The organism is Kaistella gelatinilytica (genome assembly GCF_015679325.1).
Taxonomy (GTDB): Bacteria; Bacteroidota; Bacteroidia; order Flavobacteriales; family Weeksellaceae; genus Kaistella; species Kaistella gelatinilytica.
Window position 1 is genome coordinate 1,289,835 of the sequence record NZ_JADPVI010000001.1, and the last position, 26,673, is coordinate 1,316,507.

The window sequence follows — 26,673 nt, forward strand, 5'->3', positions numbered from 1 at the left end:
TTAATTTTTAATAAAAATGAAAAATTTACTATTAAAAAGATTTCAATACTATAAAGATCTGGGAGATAAAACCTTTGATCAGCTCAATGATGATCAGGTTTTGTGGCAGTTTAACGCAGAAAGCAATTCGATTGCAACAATAGTAAAACATATTTCCGGCAACATGATTTCGCGCTGGACCAATTTTCTTACAGAAGATGGCGAAAAAGAATGGAGAGATCGGGATGCAGAGTTTGAAAACGACATCCATTCAAAAACTGAAATGCTTCAGATCTGGGAAAAAGGCTGGAATGTTTTAATGGATGCTTTAAGTCAAATCAATGAGGAAAATATAAATTCTACTATTTATATCCGGCGTGAGAAGCATTCGGTTTTAGATGCGCTTCTGCGTCAATTAGCGCATTATCCTTACCATATTGGACAAATTATTTATGTGGCTAAAATGTTACAAAATGAAAGCTGGAAAACGCTTTCTATCGCCAGAAATAAATCTCATGAATACACGACTGAACTTTTAAAAAAACAATCAGTTGGTGATATTCAGGAAAATTCTTCACCCGTTTGTTACGCAAAAAGCGATGAAGTTCGTGATGAATACAAAATAGAATGAGTTCTAAAATGAAGGTCAACGAATTATTTTTTGAAATTTTGAATTCCTTATCTTTGCAGTCTTAAATTTTTTATCAAATTGAATTCACTTCACTCAAAAACGGCTGCTTTTCATACTCTTGGCTGTAAATTAAATTTTGCAGAAACCTCAACAATTGCCCGACAATTAACCGGGGCAGGTTACGAAAAAGTAAGTTTCGATGATAAAGCAAATGTTTATGTCATCAACACCTGTTCGGTTACAGAAAATGCAGACCGAGAATGTAAGCTTCACGTGAAGCGAGCTATGAAGGCTAATCCAGAAGGTTTAGTAGTTATTTTAGGATGTTATGCGCAGTTGAAACCGGAAGAAATCTCGGCAATTGAAGGCGTAGATCTGGTTTTAGGAGCGAAAGAAAAATTTAATATCCTGAGTTATCTGGAAGATCTGCAGAAAACCGAAAGCCACGGGATCATTCATTCCTGCGAAATTGATGAAGCAGATTTCTTTATCGGAAGTTATTCGATCGGAGACCGAACCAGAGCATTTTTAAAAGTTCAGGATGGTTGCGATTATAAATGTACGTATTGCACGATTCCTTTAGCACGTGGAATTTCGCGTTCTGACACCATCGAAAGTGTCGTACAAAATGCCAAAGAAATTGCAGCGAAAGGCATTAAAGAAATCGTTTTAACCGGTGTAAATATCGGTGATTACGGCAAAGGTGAATTTGGAAATAAAAAACACGAACATACTTTTCTGGATTTAATTTCAAATTTAAATAAGGTCGAAGGAATTGAAAGAATTCGGATTTCCTCCATCGAGCCTAATTTATTGAAAGATGAAAGCATCGATCTGGTGGCTCAAAGCAAAAGTTTTGTTCCGCATTTTCACATGCCGCTGCAAAGTGGAAGCGATGATTTGCTGAAGAAAATGAAACGCCGATATTTGACTTCACTCTATCAAAACAGAATTAATAAAATACATGAAGTAATGCCCGATTGCTGCATCGGCGTTGATGTGATTGTGGGATTTCCGGGAGAAACAGAAGAAAAATTTTTAGAAACCTATAATTTCCTGAATCAATTACCCATCAGTTATTTACACGTTTTTACTTATTCTGAACGAGAAAATACCGAAGCTGCAGAAATGGAAGGAGTTGTTCCAATTCCGGAAAGAAAACGACGCAACAAAATGCTCAGAATTCTGTCGGAGAAAAAGAAAATGGCATTTTACCAGACTCAGGTCGGGAAAACTCTACCAGTTCTTTGGGAACACGAAAATAAAAACGGAATGATGTTCGGGTTTACAGAAAATTATGTTCGGGTACAAAAACCTTTTAACATTCATTCGGTGAATCAAATTGAACATGTTGAACTCCAAAAAATTCAGGAAGACGGAAGCGTATCAATTGGTTTAAGTTTCGATAAGTTTCTGGAAAAAGTTTAGTATTTTCAAAAAGGAATGCAATTAAAATAATGAAAAACACCGCTGAAGTGCGGTGTTTTTTTATGCATATTATTAATGACTGCAAAGCTCTCTGCCTTTTTTAATGAGGAGAAAATCGTAATAATAAAAATTTGAGTTACAAAGTCATTGACTTTTATTTACCAGGTACGTCTTCGCCTACATTCATTTCACTAAGCAATTCGGGAAAGTACATCAAAAGGATAAAATAGAAAATAATTAATAAAACAATGATTAAAACTGAGCCAATAACAAGCGGTCCCGGTGTATTTTTTTTTGAAGATTCCATCACTTTATAGTTTGGTGTGTTATCTTTCAAGGAGCTATTTTTGTGCCATTAAAAACTAGTGGTGATAAACATCCTCATACATGACGCCGGCTTCAATTCTGATGGGTAAAAAGTTGACTTCAGGCACTATTGGGCAATTATAATCGTACGCATTATATGCACAGAACGGTTGATAGGATTGATTGAAATCGATGATTATTTCTCCGGCTTCAGGTATTCTTAAATCGAGATATTTACCACCACCATAAGTTTCTTCTCCATTTGTTTCATCCCGAAAAGGAAGAAATAAATAATCTTCGAAACCTTCTTTTTTGATCAAATTTAAACTTTGATAAACAGCTAAAGTGTAGGCTTGTCCGTCCAGATAAAAAGTGGCTTTCCCAAATTCGATGTAAGGTTGAGTTCGTCCCGATGAAGTTGGAAGTTCGAAAGCCGTTGCATTTTCGGTCTTCGTAAATTTTGCTTTAACACGGTATTTTAAGTCAACAGGAAAGAAAGGATGTCTTTTGAAACTGGTGAAATTACTTCCTCTTAAGGGTGTTTCCTTTGGGTTTTTATATTCAGCATTCAACTCATCCTGGAATTTTTTAATAGCAGATATTTCTTTTTTCTGTGCTGAAGAAAAGGTTGATATTAATAGAGATAGCAAGATCAAAAGATAATTTTTCATTTTTTGTAATATTTTTTCCGAACGGTTTCGTAATAATTTTCATCTGTGGAAATGTAGAAAGGAAGCTCGACATAATTCTGATCGCGATACATTCCGAGATGAAGATAATACTGCCTTTGAATTTTTTCCTGCTTGATCTTAAAATTAAAAACATCAAGAAAGTTCTTTGGCGAATTTGGAGTATGTACAGAAACTAATTTCTCGACCGTGCCTTTCCCGTTGATCCGGTCGATCCTTTCGCAGGTTTTTTTTATAGAATCAGAAGAAAGTTTAAGCTGAAATCTTTTAGAAATATTAAATCCTGCAATTTCCGAATAGTCTTTATTACTGCATTTTTTAAGAAATGTTTCGGCAAAGTTCTGTGCGATCTGCTTTCTTTCTAAACCAATAGAACTTAGCGAAACCGCACTGTTACGGGAATTACAATTAACCAAAAATAAAGACAGGAGAAGAAGTAAGTAATTTTGTTTCATATTTAAGTAAGCTTAACCCGGTAAACATCTGTACCGTTTCTTTTGATATTTTTCACATGAAAACCACCTTCTTCGGGAATCACTTCCTGCAGATCAAAAGTTTTGCAGTCTTTGGGCAAACCCGTAAATACAAGCGTAAACCAAAAATCTTTGAATGGCGGAACCTCCGTCCAGTAAGGGAAAAGCGAAATGTTTTCGTGATGGATCAAACTGCTTCGATGCGCTAAAGAATCATCGATCAAAAAAGTAGAACTCCATATTCTGATCAAACTGCCTTCAAAATAAGTTGCTGGAAAACAGCAGTGCACAATTACCTGCTTTTCTTCCTCCACCTTTGGCTGAAGCGCTTGCAGTACTTCCTGTATAATTTCAGGTTTGGTGATGGTTGCCATTTTGTTGATCAGTAATCGATAATAAATAATGAGTAATAAAGTTTTCAGATTGCTTATTACCCATTAATCATTGCTTATTTTTAATATTCCAGTTCTAATTTTTCTTTCGTGTAATTTCTTACTTTTTCTGCGAGATCATTATTTTCAGATAATTTTTGACCGTAAGACGGAATAATTTCCAGAAGTTTTTCCTTCCATTCATTTTCCAGTTTCTCGGGGAAACATTTTTCAATGACCTGCATCATGGCAAAAACCGCTGTAGAAGCACCGGGAGAAGCGCCTAAAAGTGAGGCGATCGTTCCATTTTTGTTGACCACGACTTCTGTCCCAAATTCTAATTTTCCGCCCAGCTTATCATCTTTTTTAATGATCTGAACACGTTGTCCCGCAATTTTTAATTCCCAGTCTTCCTCGTTCGCATCTTTTACAAACTCCCTCAAATGTTGAATTCTTTGCGCTTTCGTCATGGCAACCTGTCGAACCAAATACTGCGTTAAAGGCAAATTATGCCACCAAGCTCCGAAGAGAGAGCGAATATTTTTAAAGTTGACACTTTCCGGAAGATCAAGATAACTGCCTTCCTTCAAAAATTTGGTAGAAAAACCAGCAAAAGGACCAAACAGAAGTGCTTTCTTACCATCAATAATTCGTAGATCCAGGTGTGGAACGCTCATTGGTGGTGCATCAACCGTTGCCTGCGTATAAACTTTTGCATGATGTTGCGCTATTAATTCAGGATTATAGGTAACGAGCCATTCCCCAGAAACCGGAAAACCGCCGTATCCTGCACTTTCAGGAATATCTGAACTGTCGAGAAGTGGCAATGCGTAACCTCCGGCGCCAATAAAAACGAAATCTGCATGCACATCTTGCTTATGATTATGAAGGCGGTCTTTAATTTTTATATTCCAGCTTCCATCTGCCAAAAGGTCTAAATCTTTTGCTTCATGGTAGAGGAAAATTTCTACGTTGGATCCATCCGCCAGAAATCTGCCCATTTTTCTCGTTAATGTTCCGAAATTCACATCGGTTCCTAAATCCATTTTCGTTGCAGCTAGAACTTCATTATCTTTCCTTTTGCTCATGATCAGCGGAATCCATTCTCTGAGCTGGTCATGATCGGTAGAAAATTTCATCCCTTTGAAAAGGTTTGATGTTATCATTTTCTCATGACGTTTCCTTAAAAATTCAGAATCACTTTTCCCAAAAACCAAACTCATGTGTGGACAGGAATTAATGAAATTTTTTGGCTCCTGGATATAATTTTTTTCAAGGAGATAAGACCAGAACTGTTTTGAAATTTCAAACTGTTCCGCAATATTTTCAGCTTTGGAAATATCGATGCTTCCATCCTCTTTTTCTAAGGTATAATTCAGTTCGCAAAAAGCAGAATGTCCTGTTCCTGCATTATTCCAGGCTGCAGAACTTTCGCTGGCGAATCTTCCGAGGCGTTCGAAAATCGCAATCTTAAGATTAGAATCAAATTCGTGGAGAAGTGTTGCGAGTGTGGCACTCATAATTCCGCCGCCGATCAGGACAACATCGTACTTTGGTTTTGGAGTTCTTTTGGTAAGGAAATCGGGCATATTGATAATTTAGAATTACGAATTTCGATAAAAGTTTTTAAATATGCGTCGCAGAAAGCGGAACTACATAAAAATAAACAGAGATAAAATGGCAGAACGTTCCAAGCAAAACGAAAAGATGGAAGATCGCATGATTCAACTTCAATTTATCAATGCTGTACAAAATTGCGCCTAAAGTATAGGCAACTCCGCCAGAAATCAGCCATAAAACGCCATTAAAATCAAGTTGCTGCAAAAGACTTTTAAAACTGAAGATGATCAGCCAACCCATTGCAATATAGAGAATGGTCGATAAAATATTGAATCTTCCTGTAAAGAAAATTTTAAAGATAATTCCCACGAATGCAATGCTCCAAACAATAGAAAAAATAGTATAACCTTCTGCTCCATTCAGAGAAACCAAAACGAACGGCGTATAACTTCCGGCAATTAAAACGTAGATCGCGGCATGGTCGAAAATGTTCATCCGATATCTTATTTTGGGACTTTTTGAATAATGATACATGGTCGAAGCTGAATATAACACGATCATGCTCAAACCAAAAACAGGAAAGCTGATCATCGCCCAAACATTTTCCAGATCAATTGCACGAAAAATCAATAAAACCATCGCGAGCACACTCATCAGCAAACCGATAAAATGGGACCAGACATTCAACTTTTCTTCTAAAGCTGAATAAGTATGAATGGTATATTGTTTTTCAGTTTTCATCAATTCAATATCGCTGTTAATTTTTTATATTGCTTTTCGGCATTTTTCTCTTCATACAAAATACTGTAAATGATATCGATAATCGGAGTTTTTAAATTTTTATCTTTGGATGTTTTGTAGATAGAATCTGCGGCATAATAACCTTCAGCAATCATATTCATGGACTGAATCGCAGATTTTACCGTATATCCTTTACCAATTAAATTCCCCAAATTTCTATTTCTTGAAAAAAGTGAATATGCGGTTACGAGTAAATCTCCGAGGTAAGCACTTTCATTAACATCTCTGGGTGTTTCGTGGATTCCTTCTAAAAAAACCTCCATTTCGCGGATCGCATTCGTTACGAAAACTGCCGTGAAGTTATCACCATAACCAAGGCCGCTTGCAATTCCGGCTCCGATGGCGTAAATATTTTTCAGGATGGCGCTGTATTCATTCCCCATAACGTCGCAACTGGAGTTTACTTTAATAAAATGCGAGGAAAAAAGATCGTGTAGAATCTTTTGATTTTCCGCGGTGGAAGCAATCGTTAAATAAGAAAGTCTTTCCATGGCAACTTCTTCCGCGTGACAAGGTCCTGCGATGACTGCCTGATCCTTAAAATCTATTTTGAATTCATCATGCAGATAATTCGCAACAACATCATTCACTTTCGGCACGATTCCTTTGATAGCAGAAACAAACATTTTACCCGAGTAATCGCACGTCATCTTATCTAAACTTTCCGATAAATAAATGGAAGGCGTTGCTAAAACCACAATATCACAGGCTGAAACCAGTTCATTAACATTCGTCGTTATCGCTAAATTTTTAACATTAAAATTGACCGCCGTCAAATAAGTTGGGTTATGGTGACGCAGCTCGATGGCTCCTTTCACAAATTCGTTTCGAACACACCAGTGCACGACTTTGCAATTTTCGGTGAGCATTTTTACAATAGCTGTTGCAAAACTTCCACTTCCTATTACTCCAACCACTCTATCGTCGATTTGATCTTTATTTGCCATAATAATTACTTCAAATACAAAGATACAAATTAGAATCATTTTTAGTGGAAATAAAAAGACACTCGTTGCAGAGTGTCTCATTTAATTTTCCTTTTAGTTACGGCATTCTCCGTATTCTTTTGCGATCTGTATTAAGTTATCAATTTCTCTGATGTTAAAACTGTTATTTTTAATATCAGCAACAACAGATTTACAGTCTTTCAGATATTCGGCGAGTCTTGCGCCATCTTTATCCGATGAATTTCGATCTAACATGAGAGCTTTTGGATCCTTGTCGATTTTAATAACCAATTTTTGCTTTTCAACAGGATCCTGAAAAACAGATATTCCGCGACCTTTATATAACAATTCGTAATAATAGGAATTGTTAAAACTTAAAGAGTTTAAATTCTGAAGTTTTTTCATGGCTTCTCCTTTCACATCCAAACCATAATAACAAGTTTCGCCTGTGCTTGTTTTCACACAAAACTGCGCTCCTGTAGAAGCGTTGATTGTTTTGCTTCTCGGCTGATTTTTCTCATTAAGGTATTTCACGATGACAACTTGACCGAACTTATCGGCAACTTCCGTTGGCAAAACCTCTCCTGTATTATTTACATCTAGCTGCTGGAAATAAACGGTTACGTTCCCTTCTGTTTTTGTACCATTTTTTTCGATAACAAATCCGGGAATTCCATATAAATTAACTGAGCGCTGTTTTGCATCATCAATTCTCGCTACTCTTACTTTTTCATTATCATTTTTTGCCTGATGAGCAAGCATATATCCTTCTGCCATTACTCTAGTCACTAATTCCTGCGCAAAAAATTTGTTGGATGGCGTATACATTTCCTTTGAATTATAAAAGAATTTTTTTCCATCATAAGTATTCACTTCATATTTACGGTGACCGTCTTTCGATTCTTTTACCGAGGCTACCAACGTTCCGTCTAAATCATAAATAGAAACGCAGCTTTTACTATCAAAAGCACTACACGGAATCATATTAATTCTGCCGATAATTTTTGCCGCACTACCAAAAGTACTCGCAATAATTTCGTTCGTATTGGTTATTTTGGGGTTAAAATTTGCGGTTATCCCATTTATTTTTGAATTGATCTCTCCTGCATCTGTTTTCGCTTGAACAGCGATATCAGAAAATGTTCCAGTCCCTTTTTCATAGATCTTATCCAATGCATTGGTATCAATTCCCTGGCTTGTGAATACATTGTATTTTACAGCTAAACCATGCGTTATAATACGTTCTGAATTTAAAGAAGTCACTAAAACTTCATAGGGAATTTCGCCTTTTTTAGTACCATCGGCTGATTGCACGATTAAATAATACAGTGGATCGGGAGAAGTAGATTGCATAATTCCTTTAAAATCAACCTGGAAAATTTTTTCACCATTCAATTTTGAATATTCATAATGATCGCGATAAGGATTTTTCACGATCGCTATTGGAATATTATTTAATAGTACCTGTTCTTTTTTAATTTTAACATCCTGGGAAAAAATTGTAATTGAGATAAATAGTAAGACAAAAAGTAGCTGTTTCTTCATAATTTTTTTTTGCAAGATACAATATTAAACAAAGTAGAAATCCAAGATATAAAAGACAAAACATTAATAGAAAGAAGATTAAATAAAAGTATTCCATTCGACTTTTGAACAAAAATGAAAGAAATCGTTTAATTAAACCTTACGTTAAAGTTTTTATAAAATTAATTACTGAAAGATAATTTTTTATTAGTTTTGCAAACCAAAATTTCATAAAAATTTGTAATTCAACAAGATAAGAATGAAGAACTTTTTAAGCAAAAAGAAAAACACAAACCTACTTTTGGGAGCTTTACTACTGCTTGTTTTCGGGCAAGCTCTTTATATAGGAAAGCTTTTCTCTGAGAAAAACAATAAAAATTACGAAGTTAATTTAGTACAGATCAACACTCAAAAAGACAGTATCGATTACTCTGAATTGCGCAACGATCTTGTTTTGGTGGATCATACGGTAAGAGAACTCAATTCTTTTTTGGCTTCTAAAAATATTTCGGATGAAAAGATTGCAACACTTGCTCAAGACAGCCTTTCGGATGCAGTTTATCTTTCAAAACAAAGCAATCGTTACAGCCAATATTTAGTCGATCTACAAAATAAACTGCAGCAAGTTCCGCTCGGAATTCCTACGGATGGTTATATTTCTTCTAATTTCGGAAAAAGAATTAATCCGATTCCTTTCAGAAATGTTCTACTCGCTTCGGTTGGTAGTACAAAGCCTGTTGCAAAAGCAACTCCACAAAACGTTGAAGTGAAAGACAGTCTGGGAAATGTCGTAAAAAAAGTTTCACCAAATTCTGCTGAAAATTCTCTTGCAGAAAAAAACAATCCACCGGCAGAAGCGGATCAGATTCAGTTTCATAAAGGTTTGGATATTGCCGTTCCTTATGGATCAGATGTTCGTGGTGCCGCAAAAGGAACTGTAATTTTCGCTGGGGTAAAAGGCGGTTACGGAAACTGCGTCATTATTTCTCATGGCAACGGTCTAGCAACTCTTTACGGGCATCTTTCTCAAATTTTAGTTAAAGCAAATGATCTCGTACAAGTGAATCAGGTGATTGCAAAATCAGGAAATACAGGTCGATCGACAGGACCACATCTTCACTATGAAGTTCACAAAAACAACACGCCGGTGAATCCGAAACTGTTTCTGAATATTTAAAGAAGTAATTTTTAAAACTCATTAACGCTTCTGAATATCGGGAGCGTTTTTTTTTGCGGTAAAATTTACTCAAATTTGCAGCACGTCCCAAAAATGAAGCTGAATTATGAAATTATGTATCGCTGAAAAGCCAAGTGTTGCACGAGATATTGCCAAAGTTTTAGGCGCAGATGTGCCTAAACAAGGTTATTTTGAAGGCAATGGATATTGGGTGACCTGGACGTTCGGACATTTCTGCACGCTGAAAGAACCGCATGATTACAGTCCGCATCTTAAATCTTGGGCATTATTTAATCTTCCTATCATTCCTGAACCTTTTGGAATTAAATTAATAGAAAATGCAGGTGCTCAAAAGCAGTTTAAAACCATTGAAAAGTTAGTTCAAGATTGCGAAGAAGTCATTAACTGTGGTGATGCGGGACAAGAAGGAGAACTCATTCAACGCTGGGTTTTACAAAAAGCGAAATGTAAAAAACCGACAAAAAGATTGTGGATATCTTCTTTAACTGAGGAAGCAATTAAAGAAGGTTTTGCCAATTTAAAACCGGCGGAAGATTATCAAAATCTTTATCTCGCAGGAAATGCACGCGCAATTGGTGACTGGCTTTTAGGAATTAATGCAACGCGGTTATTCACGAAAAAATTTGGCGGAAACAAAACAGTGCTTTCTATCGGACGCGTGCAAACGCCGACTTTAGCGATGATCGTTCAGCGACAAAAAGAAATTGATGCTTTTGACACCGAAGAATATTGGGAACTGAAAACCAATTACCGCGACGTTCTTTTCACGGCGGCGATCGACCGTTTAAAAACGAAGGAAAAAGCGGAAAAAGGCCTGGAATATTTAAAGCAAAACCTTTTTAAAATTATCTCTTTTGAAATTAAAGAAGGAAAAGAAAAGAATCCACGACTTTTTGATTTGACCGCTTTGCAGGTCGAAGCGAATAAAAAATATGGTTATTCGGCAGAAAATACGTTGAAATACATTCAAAGTTTGTACGAGAAAAAACACACGACTTATCCAAGAGTTGATACGACTTACCTTTCCGAAAGTTTGCATCCGAAAATTGCAGGGATTCTTCAAAGCATGAATTTTTACCTGGAATTTACCGCTCCACTTTTGGCACAACCGATTCCGAAATCGAAAACGGTTTTTGATGATGCGAAAGTCACCGATCACCACGCGATTATTCCGACAGAAATTCCTCCTTCTTCCAATTTAAGCAGAGAGGAAAAATTGATTTATGATTTGATTGCGAAACGATTTATCACCGTTTTTTATCCGGAATGTAAGATTTCCAATACTTTGGTGGAAGGTCAGGTTGGAACGATTCCTTTTAAAACTTCAGGTCGTCAAATTTTAGAATTAGGATGGCGGCAAGTTTATGTAAAAGATAAAAAAGAAGAGGCCGAAAAAAAGGAGAAAGACGAAGAACAAACTATTCCCGAATTTAAAGCCGGGGAAAAAGGACCGCACAAACCTATAATTCATCAGGGGAAAACCAGTCCGCCAAAACCTTATACGGAAGCAACTTTACTTCGGGCCATGGAAACTGCGGGAAAACAAGTCGATGATGAAGAATTGCGGGAAATGATGAAAAACAATGGGATTGGAAGACCTTCAACGCGCGCAAACATTATTGAAACGCTTTTCAAAAGAAATTATATCGAGCGGAAGAAAAAAAATATTCTGGCGACTTCAACCGGCGTTCAACTGATCGATACGATTCAGGATGAATTGCTCAAAAGTCCCGAATTAACAGGAGAATGGGAATTTAAATTAAGAAAAATTGAGCGTGGTGAATATGATGCTTCTCAATTTAAAGAAGAGTTGATCACAATGGTGACGAATTTAACGCGAAATGTCATCAACGAAAAAGCAAAAGTGATTTCTATTCAGGAAGAAATTCAAACGAAAGAAAAAAAAGAATCAACGCCTAGAAAAACGGTCGCAATTATTTGGGAAGAAGAACAATGTCCGAAATGCAAGGAAAGCAAACTGATGAAAGGGAAAACTGCGATCGGTTGTTCTAATTTTAAAGGTTGTGGATTTAAAGTTCCATTTCAAATTTTTGGGAAAAAGTTGACGGAAAAACAAATTCAGGATTTGATCATTAAAGGAAAATCATCCAAACTGAAAGGTTTTACAGAACATCCGGAAAGTTTATTAGAGGGAGTTTTGCGTTTGCGCGATAATTTCAATATTGAATTGAAAGCTGATTAACATTTCCTCTGGAAATTGAACGCAGCAGAAACTTATTTGCTCTAAGCTTATACTTTGTCAATCAGATCATTTTTCTTGAAATTCAATTTAATTGAAAATATTATCTTTGCACCAAGAAAAGATGAACCGAAAAGTAATCTTTATTATTTATAATTTCTAGAATATAATTTTGATATTCTTGATAACATTAACTTTATGAAAATAGACAAAAATCACGTAGTATCATTACATTACACGTTAAATGCCATCGAAGAAAACGGTGAAAAAACATTCATCGAAAAAACAGATGCTGAAAATCCTTTCACTTTTTTATATGGTGTAGGAATGATGTTGCCAAAATTTGAAGAACATCTTCAGGGAATGGTTGCAGGCGACAAAAAATCTTTTACCATCGTTCCGGAAGAAGGATACGGCGACAAAGATGAGAATGCAAAAACAGAATTGCCGATCGCAATGTTCGAAGAGTCCGGAATTCCGCCAGTTGGAGCAATTTTACCTTTACAGGATCCTGAAGGAAATCACTTGAACGCAATCGTTTTAGAAGTAACTCCAGAAGCTGTTATCGCTGATCTTAACCATCCAATGGCAGGGAAAACTTTGCATTTCGATCTGGAAGTTGAATCAACCCGTCCAGCGACGGAAGAAGAGTTAGATCATGGTCACGCTCATGGCGTTGATGGGCACGAAGAACATTAAGAAAACTTATCTTATAAATTAAAAGCTGCGAATTTCTCGCAGCTTTTTTTGTTTTTAAATGAAAATATTTGCAATTATTTTACGCTTCTTCTATTAAATCAAAACCCAATTCATCAAAATCTCGTATTTTTAAACATGCAAAAATTAATTTATATCATGCTTGGATCTCTACTTTTTATGAGCTGTCAATCTAGAAAATACAAAGATGTGGTTTACGGGCAAACTGCAAATAAAGAAGATTTAAAACTCAATATTTTCGTACCGAGTAATTCTGAAAATAAAAAGTTACCGGTTTTAATTTTCGTTCATGGTGGAAACTGGAACAGTGGTAATAAAGATCAATATGGTTTTTTCGGTCGAAACTTTGCGAAGAACGACGTGATCACGGTGATTCCTTCCTATACTTTGAGTCCAAACGCAAATGTTGATGAAATGACGACGGAAATCGCTTCTGCCGTAAAATGGGTTCAAAGTAATATTTCAAAATACAACGGAGACGCAAAAAATCTTTTTGTGACGGGACATTCTGCGGGTGCGCAACTCGTAGCTTCTGCAGTTTTAAATCCGAAGTTCGGTATTAATGAACAATCAATCGCGGGAATTATTTTAAATGACGGCGCCGGAATTGATATGAAGGATTATCTGGAAAGAAATCCGCCGACTTCTCAAGACGATTATCTGGCAACCTGGAGTAATGATCCGAAAAACTGGTATCAGGCTTCTCCCATTAATTTCCTGGATAAAAATTCGCCGCCATTTTTAATTTATGTGGGAACGAAAACGTATCAATCCATTAAGACTGCTAATGAACATTTTCTGAAAAAACTCAATGAATTTCAGCCAGATGTGAAACCGATCATGCTGAATAAAGGTCATATTCCCATGGTGTTGCAGTATTTTTGGTCTGGAAGTGATCGTTTTAAAGAAACGACTGATTTTATGAAAAAGAATCGGAAATAGAAATCTTTCGGAGCTTTTATAAAATCATCCAAAAAGTACTTCCTTCATTCAAAGTACTTTCTACACCGATCTCGCCGCCTTGTTTTTCGATGAAATTTTTGCTGATCGCTAAACCTAAACCGGTTCCGTTCTGGTGTTCTTCCGGAACTTGAAAATAGCGGTCAAAGACTTTAGATAAATACTTTTCGTCTATTCCCTTCCCGAAATCCTGCACAGAAAATTTGACTTTACCATTCTCAGCTTTTGTAGAAAGAATTATTTTTTGACCGATCTCCGAATGTTTGATGGCATTGGTCAAAAAATTATTGAGAACCCAAACCGTTTTGTCAAAGTCAGCTTGTACGTTTTGAACTTCTTCTGTTTGAATGTCTGAAATCAATTCAATCTCTTTATTTTCCGCGATGACCAAGTTATTTGACAAAGCATTTTTCACTAAGTTGGCAACGTTGCAATCTCTGATGTTCAAGCGAATATTTCCACTTTCAGCCTGAGATAAATTGAGCAGTTCTCCTGTGATATTAAGTAGTCTTTCACCGTCTTCTTCGATACTTTTCAAGAGTTCTTTTTGTTGCTCGTTTAAAGTTCCAAATTTTTCATTTTTCAGCAATTGCGTTCCCATTTTCATGGAGGAGATCGGTGTTTTCAATTCGTGGGAAACAGTGGCGATAAAATTTGTTTTCGCGAAATCAAGTTCTTTGTAAGCCGTAACATTTCTTAATAAAATCACTTTCCCAGCTTCCTTTTTTTCAGTTTCACCGGTGGGAATAATATTGATGGGAATAATTTCCTGCTCAAAATAACTTTCTTTATTGTCTGCGAAAATCTTGATCGGGAAATCAGTTTTGTCATTCATAGAAGCATTTCGCAAAAGTTCCCGCAACAAATCGTTATTGACTGCAACTTCGGAAGCTGATTTTCTAAAAATATCCTCTTTAACCAATCCGGAAATTTTCAGCGCTTCTTCATTAATGAAATTGATAAAATTATTTTCGTCTAAACCGATCACAGGATCATGCATGTTCGCGATCAAAGTTTCGACCCGTTTTTTGTCTAATAATTGCTTGGAAAGATTGCTGCTTTGGTATTCCTCTAATTTTTCTGCCATTGAATTAAAGGAGTTTGCCAGATCCTCAAATTCAGCACTGCCTTCAAAGTGAACGCGTTCGTGGTAATTTTTATTCGCAATTTGTTTGATACTTTCTGTGAGTTCACGGATTGGACGCGCGATATTTCCGGGTAAATTAAAAAGTAAAGTGAAAGCAATTAAAAAACAGACACTTCCCAAAGAAATCACCCACGTAATGGCGGTTTGAGACGTTGCGATGGCTGTATCACTTTTCTGAACGATGGCGCTCATATTCAGCCGCATAATTTCTACCAAGTCATTTCTGATGAGTTTTTCACTTTCCAGATTCGGAGATTGTTGAAAATTCTGGAAATGGCTAAGTAAACTCTGGTAAGAATCGTTCTCGCCGGGTTCTGTTAAATTTTTACTTTCTAAAGCCAAATTATTTTTAAAGATCGATGTCTGAGTACTGTCTGTCTCGATCTTATCCAAAGCCAGCATCATATTTTTAGAATATTCCAAAGAGTTATAATTGGCGATCAGAATTTTTTCTGTGTCAGATTTTTGCTTATAAATGTTCAATGCACTGATGACGGAGAGCAAAACGATCATCAGGAATAAAAGTCCGACACCGAGGGTCAGTTTTGTTTTAATTTTCATTTTAGAAAAATTAATTGAAAGAGGTCATTTATTAAAAAGTCTGATATCAACACGACCGCAAAATTACGACAGAATGATGATATCTACTTTTTCGTTCATCATTTTATTCACAAAGTTATGAAACCAGTTGAGTCGAAAGAATTGCTGAAAAAAATTGAGATGTGGTTTCCCGATACAAACGGTGGTAATTTTATTTTCCTGCACATATTCTAAGATCGCATCTGAAATATAATTACCATTTTTTTTCACCACTTGTGCTCCCATTTCCTGCGCAAAATTTAAATTATGGATGAGATATCTCTGTTTATCCAAAGCAATTTTATCCGGATTTTCTTTGGGTAACTGAACGTACAAAACGGTCCATCGACTGTTGTAATAACTCGCCAAACGTGCAGTTTTTCGAATGACCGCTTTTGCAGTTTTTTCGTTGCTGCTGATGCAGGCTAAAAATTTTTCCGGACGCGTATTAACCGATTTCGTGACTTCAGTTTCCACCTTTTTCTCTACATGAGTCGCAACCTCCTTTAAAGCCAGTTCACGCAGTTGTAAAATATGATCACTTTTAAAAAAATTATTGAGCGAGGTTTGAATTTTGTCTGCGGGGTAAATTTTTCCCTCTTTTAAACGTGAAATAAGTTCATCTGCAGTTAAATCGATGTTGACGACCTCATCCGCCAATGCGAGAACTTTATCCGGAACTCTTTCTGTGACTTCGATGCCGATGATATTTTTTACACTTTCGTTCAGACTTTCAATGTGTTGAATGTTGACGGCACTGATGACATTAATTCCGGCTTCCAGAATTTCCAGCACATCTTGCCATCTTTTTTTATTGGAACTTCCTTCCACATTGGTATGCGCCAGTTCATCAACAATTACAATGTCGGGATGATCATTAATGATCGCCTGAACATCCATTTCCTCTAAATATTTTCCTTTGTAGAAAATAGATTTTCTTGGAATGGCAGGAATTCCATCCACCAACGCAATCGTCTCGGCGCGAAGATGTGGCTCAATGTAACCAATTTTAATATCAACACCATGTTTCAGCAAAGAATGTGCTTCCTGCAACATTCTGTAGGTTTTTCCCACACCGGCGCTCATTCCGATATAAATCTTGAATTTACCGCGTTTGGAGCGTTGAATGAGTTCGAGGAAATGTTCTGCTGAAGACATGGTTGATTGGTTGCTGTTATATTTGAGCTGCAGTTTTTTCAGTTTCAAAACCAGGCAGAAAGACTTGTTGTAATAAAGAAATTCGTGCTTTCAGGCAAATTATCTTTCATAAAGATAGCATCTTTTGAAGAAAATCCGCGCGCTTCTGTTCGCCATAAAATATTTTTCTGAATTTCATGATCGATGTTCAGGGAATATCCAAAAGTTTGGAATCCATTTGGTGTTGTAGTTCCGATGATTACGCCTTTATCATCGTTGAAATATTCTACTCTACCGCCGATTTTAGTTTTATCAGTTATGGCATATCGCAATAATAAATTGGGAGAATACCATAAATTATATTTCTCACTTCCTTTTGCATTTTGTTCTGCTCCAGCGTCAAAACCTGCAATTCCGGACCATTTTGTTCCAAGATTAAAATTTGCGTAAAGATCGTGGAAGTAGCGCATTTTTTTATCAATTGTTGGTTTGTCATTTCCAATGAATGAACTGCTGTTTAAACTGAAATTATCTGAGAATTTATAACTGATCTGATGTCCAAAAGCGAGCGTTTGATTTCCTTCTGGACGCGCAATTCGTTGCCAACCGTTTAAAACCAGTCCACTCAGAAAAAATTTGCCATTATCGGAAGTGTAAGAAATCTTCGCTCCTGTTTCAAAATAAGGCGAATTTTCCGCTGCAATACTTCTCGTTAATGTCAAATTATCTTTTCCGATGGCACTTTCCCATCCAATATGAGAAGGCATAATTCCGGCATCGATCCAGATGTTTTTCTTTTTAGAGATCTTGAATCCGATGTTGGCTTCGTTGATCAATTTCAAAGCATCTTGTTCTGCTGAAAGATTATCTTGCGGATAAGTTCCGGCCATCAAAGCTAAATTGGCGCGCATATTTTCTGTAGAATAATTCGCTTTTACCAATCCCAAATTCAAATTAAACTCGTTATGACGGTTGTAAGTATAAAGAAAAGGTTGGCGAATGTGATTATCAGGTTGATTGAAATCGTAGGAGTAAAAAATTTCGGCGTAACCAGAAAAAGTAACTTTTGGAGCGGCTGATTCTGTTTGTTCCTGCGCATTGAAAATTCCAAAAGCCAATATTGAAGCTGATATAATTAATTTTTTCATCGTTGAAAAAGGGTATGAAATTGTTTTATTTTTTTTAAAGAGTTTTAATTAAAACTCAAGATTTTGTCTAAAAATCTTTAACCACAAAAGATAGAAAAGGCCGATTTTGGTTTGCTGTCAAAAGTTCGCATATCGATGGGAATCTTAACAATTATAAAATGTTGCTTGCTTCTGCAGATCACTTTCCATCTAGGCTTTTGCTACTTTTGCGGTTTGAAGATCTTATTTCTAGAAATTGATTATTTAAGCTGATCCAGCGAGGCGTTTAATTTCAGCACATTGACCTTTTGAGGCGCAAAGAAGATTATATTTTCATCTGCTGAGTTTTGTGCGATCAACTCTTTCACCTGATTCGCAGTAATTTTTCTGGATTTGGCTACTCGATCGATTTGAAATTCTGCGGCCTGAACGGAAATATTTGGATCTAATCCGCTTCCACTTGCTGTAATTAAATCTACGGGGATCTTCACTTCTGTCATGGTTGGATTCTGCATTTTTAAAGTGTCAATTCTTTTTTGAACCATTTCCAGATATTCGGGATTGTTCGGTCCTTTGTTGCTTGCGCCACTTCCGGCAGCATTGTAATTGACAACCGATGGTCGACCGTGAAAATATTGAGGAAGCGTAAATTGCTGTCCGATATTGGCATATTGTTTCTGACCTTTCACGGTAATTTGATCCGCAAGTCCTTTGTTTGGAATTATTTTTCCGAAACCGAAGACGATAAACGTGTAAACACCGATTACTACTACCATTCCTAAAGTAAGTACTAAAGCTGGTACGATATATTTTTTCATTATTTTAAGATTAAAATTTTATTAATTGACTGTATTTCTATTTTTAAAACTGCCTTTTATGAGATGTCTAAATTGCAGCCCGTCTTGAGCGGAAATCCTTTTGTAAGGAGGAACGACGAGCAAAAGATTGAGAGCGGAAGGCGGAAATGTCTGCCCAAAAAATTATTACATAAAGAACGTCACCACCAAATCGATCAATTTAATTCCGATAAATGGAACGATAATTCCGCCCAAACCGTAGATCATTAAGTTTCTTCGCAACAACGCACTTGCACCGATCGGTTTGTATTCTACGCCTTTTAAAGCCAGTGGAATGAGGAACGGAATGATGATCGCATTGAAGATGACCGCTGATAAAATGGCGCTTTGTGGACTGTGCAAATTCATGATATTCAAAAATTGAAGAGCCGGAATAAACGTGATAAACAAGGCTGGAATAATGGCGAAATATTTGGCAACATCATTCGCGATGGAAAATGTGGTTAAAGTTCCGCGCGTCATCAAAAGTTGTTTCCCGATCTCTACGATCTCAATTAATTTGGTTGGATCGTTATCCAGATCGACCATATTTCCGGCTTCTTTTGCAGCCTGAGTTCCACTGTTCATCGCGACACCAACATCTGCTTGCGCCAAAGCCGGTGCATCATTCGTTCCATCGCCCATCATTGCGACTAGTTTTCCGCTTTCCTGTTCGCGTTTGATGTAGTTCATTTTATCTTCCGGTTTGGCTTCGGCGATGAAATCATCAACTCCGGCTTTTTCGGCGATAAATTTTGCAGTTAAAGGATTATCTCCTGTTACCATGACGGTTTTTACACCCATTTTTCGCAACCTTTGAAAACGTTCGTTCATGCCGGTCTTGATGATATCCTGAAGTTCGATAACGCCGATCACTTTATTGTTTTTCAAGACTACCAAAGGTGTTCCCCCGTTATTTGAAATTTTCTCTACGGCTTCTTTGGTTTCTGGCGGAAAATTATTTCCAGCTTTTTCCGTCATTTGTTTGATGGAATCATACGCTCCTTTTCTGATCTGAGTTCCTTCGAAATCAACGCCGGAACTTCTGGTTTCCGCAGTAAATTCAATAAAACTTGGATTCTCTATGATCAGATTTTCAGGTTGAAGCGCGGCGAGTTCCAGAATTGATTTTCCTTCGGGAGTTTCATCTGCTAATGAACTTAAGGCTGCAGATTTAATGAAATCTGCTTCTTCAATTCCATTTGAAGGATAAAAATTGGTTGCTTTTCTATTTCCGATCGTGATTGTTCCGGTTTTATCTAAAAGCAAAACATCAATATCACCAGCAGTTTCCACGGCTTTCCCAGATTTTGTAATCACGTTTGCACGCAAGGCTCGGTCCATTCCTGCAATTCCGATGGCTGAAAGTAAACCTCCAATTGTAGTTGGAATTAAACAAACAAAAAGGGAAATAAAAGCTGCGATCGTGATCGGCGTTTGAGAATAATCTGCAAACGGTTTCAAGGTTACTGTTACGATGATGAAGACCAAAGTAAACCCTGCCAATAAAATAGTTAATGCAATTTCGTTCGGAGTTTTTTGACGACTTGCTCCTTCAACCAAAGCAATCATTTTATCTAAAAAACTTTCTCCCGGTTTCGTATTTACTTTTACTTTGATCCGATCCGAAAGAACTTTTGTTCCACCTGTCACGGAAGATTTATCGCCACCTGCTTCCCGAATAACTGGTGCGCTTTCTCCAGTAATGGCACTTTCATCGATCGTCGCTAAACCTTCGATAATTTCTCCATCCATCGGGATTTGATCACCCGCAACGCAAAGGAAGATATCGCCGAGCTGCATTTGTGCAGACATTTTCTGAACGGTTTCTACTTCGAATCCGCGTTTATTATCTACAATGAGTTTCGCCGGAGTTTCTTCCCTGGTTTTTCTTAAAGTATCCGCTTGTGCTTTTCCACGCGCTTCGGCGATGGCTTCAGCAAAATTCGCAAATAAAACAGTAAGAAAAAGGGTAACAAATATGGTAAAATTATAACCAAAACTTCCCTGACTTTTTTCTCCCATCAACGTCCAGATGGAAACTACGAGCATCACAACCGTTCCAACTTCTACCAAAAACATGATTGGGTTTTTGATCATTACGCGTGGATCCAGTTTGATCAAAGAATGTTTCAGCGCTTCATTTACTAAATCTTTTTGAAAAAGACTTTGTGTATTTTTTGTATTCATCTTAAAATTATCAAAAATTATTTGGTGATCGAGGTCAAATATTCTGCGATCGGTCCTAATGTTAAAGCCGGGAAGAAAGCCAATGCAGCAATCAATAAGATCACGCCCAAAGTCATTAAACCAAAAGTCGGCGTATCTGTTTTTAAAGTTCCGGCACTTTCCGGGATGTATTTTTTTTGAGCCAACAATCCTGCAATGGCAACTGGACCGATGATCGGTAAAAACCGGGAAAGAATTAAAACAATTCCTGTCGCGATATTCCACCATTGCGTGTTGTCGCCCAATCCTTCGAACCCTGAACCGTTATTTGCGGAAGCAGAAGTAAATTCATACAACATTTCACTAAACCCGTGAAAGGACGGATTGTTCAAAGTTGCCGTTCCAAACTGCGGTTGATAAGCGGTTAAAGCCGTTCCTGCGAGAATTAAAAGTGGATGTAAAAGTGCGATCATCATTGCGATCTTCATTTCTTTGGCTTCGATCTTTTTTCCTAAAAACTCCGGTGTTCTCCCTACCATCAAGCCACTAATAAATACGGCAAGAATAATGAAGACGAGATAATTTAGAATTCCGACTCCGACTCCACCGTAAAAACAGTTGATCATCATTGCGAGTAACATATTCATTCCGGAAAGTGGCATATAACTGTCGTGCATGGAATTCACAGAACCGGTAGAAATAACGGTTGTTGCAACACTCCAATAAGCAGACGCGGAACTTCCGAACCGAATTTCTTTACCTTCCATATTTCCGAGAGAAATATTGGCGCCCATTTCCTGTAAGGCTGGATTTCCGGCATTTTCAAAGGCAACATTCATCGCCATTAAGGATAGAAATCCAATGGACATGACGGCAAAAATCGTCCAACTTAATTTTCTTCTTTTAATAAAATATCCAAAAGCAAAAACCAAGGCAAAAGGAAGCAACATTTGCGTCACCATTTCTGTGAAATTGCTAATGTAATTAGGGTTTTCTAAAGGATGTGCGGAGTTGGTTCCAAAAAATCCACCACCGTTCGTTCCTAAATGTTTGATAGGTACAAAAGCCGCAACAGGACCAGTTGAAACATCGATAGTTTTCCCTTCCAAATTGGTAATTTTATCTTTACCATTGAAAGTCATCGGAGTTCCGTTCACCAATAAAATAAAACCAACTATTATTGAAAGTGGAATTAAAATTCTTGTAATAGATCGCACGAAGAAATCAAAGAAATTTCCCAGATTTTCAGTTGTTTTTTCTTTAAAGGCGACAAAAACGTGCGCCACTGCGGCCATTCCTGTTGCAGCTGTGGTAAACTGAAGAAACATTAAATACAATTGTCCTAAATAGCTTACGCCGGATTCCCCGGAATAATGCTGCAAATTACAGTTCACTAAAAAGGAAATCGTCGTATTGAAAGCCAGATCAGCGCTCATTGCTGGATTATTATCCGGATTCAAAGGCAACCAGTTTTGGCTCATAAAAACAAACATTCCAAGTAAAAACCACAAAAAATTAATTGCTAACAAAGCCATCATATTTTGTTTCCAGTTCCAGCCAGTCAGCGGATTCAAACCTGAGAGACGGAAAAATAATCTTTCAACAGGATCAAAAATAAAATCCAAAAAATTTTTTTCGTGTCCGTAAACTTTAGCGATATATTTCCCGAGTGGGATCGCCAAAATCAGCGTGACAACGAACATGAGGATAAGTCCCAGTAATTCTATATTCATTTTGTTTTAATTTAAAATTTTTCGGGTTTGATGAGCACGTAGCAGATGTAGCCAAATGCTGCGAGAGAAAGGATAAATAAGGTCCACATAGGTTTAAATTTTATCAAAAAAGTTAATAGATTTGGCGAGGAGGAAGAAGATCGCAATTCCGAGTGCCAGTAAAATAAGGGTCAACATTGTTTTAATTATTTAAGGATTAAAGATTCTGTAAGTCATTCCGATAAAAATAATGAGACCGAAGAACGCGGCTAGTAAATGCCAGGATCTTAGTTTTCTGTAATATTTTAATCTCCAGTTGATCATTGCTTTATATTTTTATATGCCAGAAGATTTACAAATGGCAGTCCGCAACTTTTAAAAAGCGCTGTATTGACTTACTATAAAGGGTTTTTACTTATTTTCAAAATTGAGGAACAGCAAAAAAGCCTATCATTTTGATAGGCTTGATTCTCAAATTGAGAAGTTATTTTGGTGGAATAAGGTTGATATTGCGCGGAATTTCTTTAACGCAAAGACGCAAAAATTTTCTTTTATGGTGTTAACATTGTGAACAATTAAGGTCGCAAAGGCGTTTCATTTAGTAAAGGGAAAAAGTTTTTATAAATTTTCTTTTAAATTTTAAATCAGAATAAATTATTTCATTTGGTATTCCTCCAGTTTGCGGTATAAAGTGGCAATACCGATGTCTAGAAGTCGCGCTGCTTCGGCTTTATTTCCTTTCGTGTAATTAAGAACTTTTAAGATATGATCTTTTTCTACGGAAGACATGGCGAAGGAATTTCCACTTTCGGAAGTCGGTAAATTTTCCGCGGAAAGTTGGTTGTTTTCCATTAAGATCAGACTTCTTTCGAGCGTGTTTTTTAATTCACGGATATTTCCTTTCCAGGGATTATTTTCTAATTTATGATAGAAATCTTCGTTAACGATGATATTTTTGAGGTTCATCTTCGTCGAAAATTGAGCGATGTAAAAGTCTGTCAGTTCCCGAATATCAGCTTTTCTTTCCCGCAGAGGCGGAAGATGAATTTCGAAAATATTTAAACGGAAATAAAGATCTTCCCGGAAATTCCCGAGTCTGCTTTCTTCTTTTAAATCCCGATTTGTGGCAGCGATCAGACGGAAATTTGAATTAGAAATTTTGGTGTCGCCCATTTTGATAAACTCCCCACTTTCTAAAACACGCAACATTTTTGACTGCAATTCTAAAGGCATTTCACCGATCTCATCTAAAAATAAGGTTCCGTTTTGGGCTTCTTCGATCAAACCTTTTTTATCCGAAATTGCGCCGGTAAAAGCGCCTTTTTTATGTCCAAAAAGTTCACTTTCCAAAACATCTTTTCCGAAAGCCGAACAGTTGATCGCCATGAAATTTCCTTTTTTTCGGGAACTTTCGTGGTGAATGGCATTGGCAAAAACTTCTTTTCCGGTTCCGGTTTCTCCGGTTAAAAGTACGGCAGTTTCGGTATTTGAAACTTTTTCTGCAAGCATTTTTGAATAGAGAAAACTTTGAGATTTCCCGATAATATTTGAAAAATCGGTTTTAGAATTCACTTTTTCCTGCTGAATATTTTTGCGATTATAACTTACTTTTTCCAAAGCTTTGGCAACGAGTGGAATAATTTTTTCATTGTCGTCGCCTTTCACAATATAATCATAGGCGCCGTTTCGCATCGCTTGAACGCCGTCCGGAATATTTCCGTACGCAGTCATCAAAATAATTTCAATGTGCGAATATTTGGTTTTAATTTCCCGAACCAAATCAACGCCAAACGCATCCGGAAGTTTAACATCACACAAAACCAGATCAATATCATGATTCGACAACATATTCATTCCGGAACGTGCGGTTGAAGCCTGAAAAACTTCGTAGCCTTCGTTGGAAACAATCATTCCGAGGAGTTTGAGGAGTTTGAGTTCGTCGTCGATGATGAGGATTTTGGAGTTCACAAAAAATTATTTTAAAGTTGTTGCTAAAGTAGGAAAAGATTAGTTCATCTCGTTTAAATTTCGGGATATAGATTTTGAGCACAGAACGTATTATTTTTTCGTGATCACCATGAAAATTACCAGTTTCAGTAGCAAAAAAAATGTTCCAAAGCGAAAACTCACTTTGGAACATTTTAATTAAAAAATAGAACTTAAGTCTATCTTATTTTTGAAGCTTAGCCAAGAGCATTTCAGCTACTTTTTCAGAGGAAGCTGGATTCTGACCCGTGATCAATAATCCGTCTTCGATTGCATATTCTTCGAAATCTCCTTTTTTGCTGTAGATTCCGCCGTTTTCCTTCAACATGTCTTCTACTAAAAATGGAACAACGTCTGTAAGTTTTACCAAAGCTTCTTCTGTATTGGTAAATCCAGTGACTTTTTTACCTTTTACCAAAGGTTCTCCATCGGTATTTTTTACATGTTTCAAGGCTGCCGGAGCGTGACAAACGAAAGATACAGGTTTGTTAGCATTATAAAAACTTTCGATCAGTTGCGCGGAAGTTTCGCTTTCTGCCAAATCCCATAATGGTCCGTGACCGCCTGGATAAAAGACGGCATCGTAATCATCAGATGAAACTTCAGAAAGTTTGTGCGTTTTGCTTAATTTTTCCTGTAAAGATGCATCAGCTTTGAATCTTTTGGTCGATTCTGTTTGATTTTCTGGTTTGTCACTGGTTGGATCAATTGGTGGTTGACCGCCATTTGGTGAGGCTAAAGTCACGTCAACTCCTTTGTCAACTAAGTAGTAATATGGACTTGCAAATTCTTCAATCCAAAAGCCTGTTTTTTCGCCAGTATTTCCTAATTGATCGTGTGATGTTAAGACAAATAATATTTTCATATGATTTTTTTATGTATTTAATTTATGTTTTGATTTTAATTCTTAACGCAAAGCGCGCAAAGATTTTCTAAAAAAGATGGTGCTTTTGAAAGGACGCAAAGGCGTAAACTTAGCAAAGGCTACAATCGATTCTAAGTTAGAACTTACTTCATTTCTTTCTTAATAACTCATTTCGATGATTTTCTGAGCGTCAGAAGGTTTCAAAGATTTGTGTTCTCCAAGTCCTTCCCAACCTCTTTCAGTAAAACGTTTTGCAACGGTGCTTCCGGTTTCTGAGTAGTCTTTGGTGTAATCTGATAATTTAATATCGATTTTTAAAGATTTGAAAAACTCATCGGTTTTGTCAATTCCAGCGTGGGCTTTTTCTTCTAAAGTTCCATCGGTGATATTCCAAACTCTCTCAGCATATTGTGCTAATTTTTCTTTCTTGGTTTCGAAATTATAACGGTAATGATTTCCGGCTAAAATTGCCAAAGTTCTGGCGTGATCGATTCCGTACAATGCGGTCAATTCGTGTCCCATGGAGTGAACTGCCCAATCTCCCGGAACACCTTGTTGAATTAATCCATTCAAAGCCATCGTACAACTCCACATAAAATTCGACGCTGCTTCATAATCTGAAGGATCTTTCATAATCGCCGGAGCCGTTTCAACCAAAGTCTGCATAATACTTTCTGCGAAACGATCCTGTAATTTTGCACCGATCGGATACGTCATATATTGTTCCATCACGTGCGTGAAAGCATCTGCAATTCCGTTTGCTAGTTGACGTTGTGGAATTGACTTAATAACTTCCGGATCCAGAACAGAAAATTGCGCGAACATTCCCGGTCCACCAAAAGCTAATTTTTCCTGAGTTTCTGCTCTCGTAATTACGGAACCTGAATTCATTTCTGAACCGGTCGCAGGAAGTGTTAAAACCGTTGCGAAAGGCATTCCTTCGGTTACTGGTTTTTTATTCGTCAATAAATCCCACGGCGTTTCGCCTTCATACAAAGCGGCGGCTGATAAAAATTTAGTTCCATCAATGACAGAACCGCCACCAACGGCTAAAAGATAAGTGATTTGTTCTTCTTTAATAACTTTCAATGCATCCAATAAAACGCTGTATTCCGGGTTTGCCGGAATTCCACCGAATTCTACCACTTCATATCCTGAAAGTGCTTTTTTCACTTGGTCATAAACTCCATTTTTCATAATACTTCCTCCGCCGTAAAGCATGAGTATTTTTGAATTTGCTGGAATTTCTGTTGATAGATTTTCTATTTGTCCTTTACCAAACAATATTTTTGTTGGATTTCTGTATTTAAAATTGTTCATATTTTTGTTTT

The 26,673-nt window shown here is 36.9% G+C and carries 24 protein-coding genes; 6 read left to right on the forward strand and 18 right to left on the reverse strand.

What is annotated here, in order from left to right; translation table 11 throughout:
* The first annotated feature begins 16 nt into the window (after positions 1 to 16).
* Entirely contained in the window at positions 17 to 610 is a 594-nt protein-coding gene (locus IV494_RS05735; protein ID WP_196079181.1) for a DUF1572 family protein, read from the forward strand.
* A gap of 78 nt (positions 611 to 688) precedes the next feature.
* Complete coding sequence (gene mtaB, locus IV494_RS05740; protein WP_196079182.1) at positions 689 to 2,038, forward strand: tRNA (N(6)-L-threonylcarbamoyladenosine(37)-C(2))-methylthiotransferase MtaB; 1,350 nt, start codon at positions 689 to 691, stop codon at positions 2,036 to 2,038.
* 154 nt (positions 2,039 to 2,192) lie between these two features.
* On the opposite strand, the gene IV494_RS05745 is transcribed toward mtaB, so the two are convergent.
* The 8 genes from IV494_RS05745 to IV494_RS05780 all read right to left on the reverse strand — a co-directional run bounded on the left by IV494_RS05745 (position 2,193) and on the right by IV494_RS05780 (position 8,730).
* A complete protein-coding gene (locus tag IV494_RS05745) occupies positions 2,193 to 2,375 on the reverse strand; it encodes a hypothetical protein (protein ID WP_196079183.1) in 183 nt (60 codons plus the stop codon).
* Positions 2,376 to 2,400: 25 nt separating this feature from the next.
* On the reverse strand, positions 2,401 to 3,015 hold the full coding sequence (locus tag IV494_RS05750; protein WP_196079184.1) for a DUF1684 domain-containing protein: 615 nt from the start codon (positions 3,013 to 3,015) through the stop codon (positions 2,401 to 2,403).
* The gene (locus tag IV494_RS05755; RefSeq protein ID WP_196079185.1) at positions 3,012 to 3,488 is read right to left on the reverse strand and encodes a hypothetical protein; all 477 of its coding nucleotides are present in this window, start codon (positions 3,486 to 3,488) and stop codon (positions 3,012 to 3,014) included. Before IV494_RS05755 ends, IV494_RS05750 begins: the two co-directional genes overlap by 4 nt.
* A 2-nt stretch (positions 3,489 to 3,490) precedes the next feature.
* Entirely contained in the window at positions 3,491 to 3,880 is a 390-nt protein-coding gene (locus IV494_RS05760) for a hypothetical protein (protein ID WP_196079186.1), read from the reverse strand.
* Positions 3,881 to 3,960: 80 nt separating this feature from the next.
* Positions 3,961 to 5,466 (reverse strand): malate dehydrogenase (quinone), encoded by a 1,506-nt coding sequence (gene mqo / locus IV494_RS05765; RefSeq protein ID WP_196079187.1) that lies wholly within the window; start codon positions 5,464 to 5,466, stop codon positions 3,961 to 3,963.
* A gap of 37 nt (positions 5,467 to 5,503) precedes the next feature.
* On the reverse strand, positions 5,504 to 6,178 hold the full coding sequence (gene trhA / locus IV494_RS05770; RefSeq protein WP_196079188.1) for a PAQR family membrane homeostasis protein TrhA: 675 nt from the start codon (positions 6,176 to 6,178) through the stop codon (positions 5,504 to 5,506).
* A complete protein-coding gene (locus IV494_RS05775; RefSeq protein ID WP_196079189.1) occupies positions 6,178 to 7,185 on the reverse strand; it encodes an NAD(P)H-dependent glycerol-3-phosphate dehydrogenase in 1,008 nt (335 codons plus the stop codon). Before IV494_RS05775 ends, trhA begins: the two co-directional genes overlap by 1 nt.
* A 93-nt stretch (positions 7,186 to 7,278) precedes the next feature.
* The gene (locus tag IV494_RS05780) at positions 7,279 to 8,730 is read right to left on the reverse strand and encodes a hypothetical protein (protein WP_196079190.1); all 1,452 of its coding nucleotides are present in this window, start codon (positions 8,728 to 8,730) and stop codon (positions 7,279 to 7,281) included.
* A gap of 238 nt (positions 8,731 to 8,968) precedes the next feature.
* Between IV494_RS05780 and IV494_RS05785 the strand changes: the two genes are divergently transcribed.
* The 4 genes from IV494_RS05785 (at position 8,969) to IV494_RS05800 (ending at position 13,766) form a co-directional block, all read left to right on the forward strand.
* Positions 8,969 to 9,886 carry a M23 family metallopeptidase gene (locus IV494_RS05785; protein ID WP_196079191.1) on the forward strand — a complete coding sequence of 306 codons (918 nt, stop codon included), beginning with the start codon at positions 8,969 to 8,971 and terminating at the stop codon, positions 9,884 to 9,886.
* A 106-nt stretch (positions 9,887 to 9,992) separates the two neighbouring features.
* Positions 9,993 to 12,110 (forward strand): type IA DNA topoisomerase, encoded by a 2,118-nt coding sequence (locus IV494_RS05790; RefSeq protein WP_196079192.1) that lies wholly within the window; start codon positions 9,993 to 9,995, stop codon positions 12,108 to 12,110.
* A 195-nt stretch (positions 12,111 to 12,305) separates the two neighbouring features.
* A complete protein-coding gene (locus tag IV494_RS05795) occupies positions 12,306 to 12,806 on the forward strand; it encodes an FKBP-type peptidyl-prolyl cis-trans isomerase (protein WP_196079193.1) in 501 nt (166 codons plus the stop codon).
* 135 nt (positions 12,807 to 12,941) lie between these two features.
* Positions 12,942 to 13,766, forward strand: coding sequence for an alpha/beta hydrolase (locus tag IV494_RS05800; protein ID WP_196079194.1), 825 nt, complete (start codon positions 12,942 to 12,944; stop codon positions 13,764 to 13,766).
* Positions 13,767 to 13,782: 16 nt separating this feature from the next.
* Here the strand turns inward: IV494_RS05800 and IV494_RS05805 are convergent, their stop codons facing one another.
* The 10 genes from IV494_RS05805 to IV494_RS05850 all read right to left on the reverse strand — a co-directional run bounded on the left by IV494_RS05805 (position 13,783) and on the right by IV494_RS05850 (position 26,662).
* Complete coding sequence (locus IV494_RS05805; RefSeq protein ID WP_196079195.1) at positions 13,783 to 15,492, reverse strand: ATP-binding protein; 1,710 nt, start codon at positions 15,490 to 15,492, stop codon at positions 13,783 to 13,785.
* Positions 15,493 to 15,555: 63 nt separating this feature from the next.
* On the reverse strand, positions 15,556 to 16,668 hold the full coding sequence (locus IV494_RS05810; protein ID WP_196079196.1) for a sensor protein KdpD: 1,113 nt from the start codon (positions 16,666 to 16,668) through the stop codon (positions 15,556 to 15,558).
* A gap of 44 nt (positions 16,669 to 16,712) precedes the next feature.
* The gene (locus IV494_RS05815; protein ID WP_196079197.1) at positions 16,713 to 17,795 is read right to left on the reverse strand and encodes a porin; all 1,083 of its coding nucleotides are present in this window, start codon (positions 17,793 to 17,795) and stop codon (positions 16,713 to 16,715) included.
* A 239-nt stretch (positions 17,796 to 18,034) separates the two neighbouring features.
* A complete protein-coding gene (locus IV494_RS05820) occupies positions 18,035 to 18,592 on the reverse strand; it encodes a potassium-transporting ATPase subunit C (protein WP_196079198.1) in 558 nt (185 codons plus the stop codon).
* A 165-nt stretch (positions 18,593 to 18,757) separates the two neighbouring features.
* Positions 18,758 to 20,800, reverse strand: coding sequence for a potassium-transporting ATPase subunit KdpB (gene kdpB / locus IV494_RS05825; RefSeq protein ID WP_196079199.1), 2,043 nt, complete (start codon positions 20,798 to 20,800; stop codon positions 18,758 to 18,760).
* 17 nt (positions 20,801 to 20,817) lie between these two features.
* Positions 20,818 to 22,512, reverse strand: coding sequence for a potassium-transporting ATPase subunit KdpA (kdpA, locus tag IV494_RS05830; protein ID WP_196079200.1), 1,695 nt, complete (start codon positions 22,510 to 22,512; stop codon positions 20,818 to 20,820).
* Between the two features lie 11 nt (positions 22,513 to 22,523).
* Positions 22,524 to 22,601: a potassium-transporting ATPase subunit F gene (locus IV494_RS14935; protein ID WP_126340520.1), complete on the reverse strand. Its 78-nt coding sequence runs from the start codon at positions 22,599 to 22,601 to the stop codon at positions 22,524 to 22,526.
* A 544-nt stretch (positions 22,602 to 23,145) separates the two neighbouring features.
* On the reverse strand, positions 23,146 to 24,459 hold the full coding sequence (locus IV494_RS05840; RefSeq protein ID WP_196079201.1) for a sigma-54-dependent transcriptional regulator: 1,314 nt from the start codon (positions 24,457 to 24,459) through the stop codon (positions 23,146 to 23,148).
* A gap of 202 nt (positions 24,460 to 24,661) precedes the next feature.
* The gene (locus tag IV494_RS05845; RefSeq protein WP_196079202.1) at positions 24,662 to 25,342 is read right to left on the reverse strand and encodes a type 1 glutamine amidotransferase domain-containing protein; all 681 of its coding nucleotides are present in this window, start codon (positions 25,340 to 25,342) and stop codon (positions 24,662 to 24,664) included.
* A 159-nt stretch (positions 25,343 to 25,501) separates the two neighbouring features.
* Complete coding sequence (locus IV494_RS05850; protein ID WP_196079203.1) at positions 25,502 to 26,662, reverse strand: iron-containing alcohol dehydrogenase; 1,161 nt, start codon at positions 26,660 to 26,662, stop codon at positions 25,502 to 25,504.
* Positions 26,663 to 26,673: the final 11 nt, after the last annotated feature.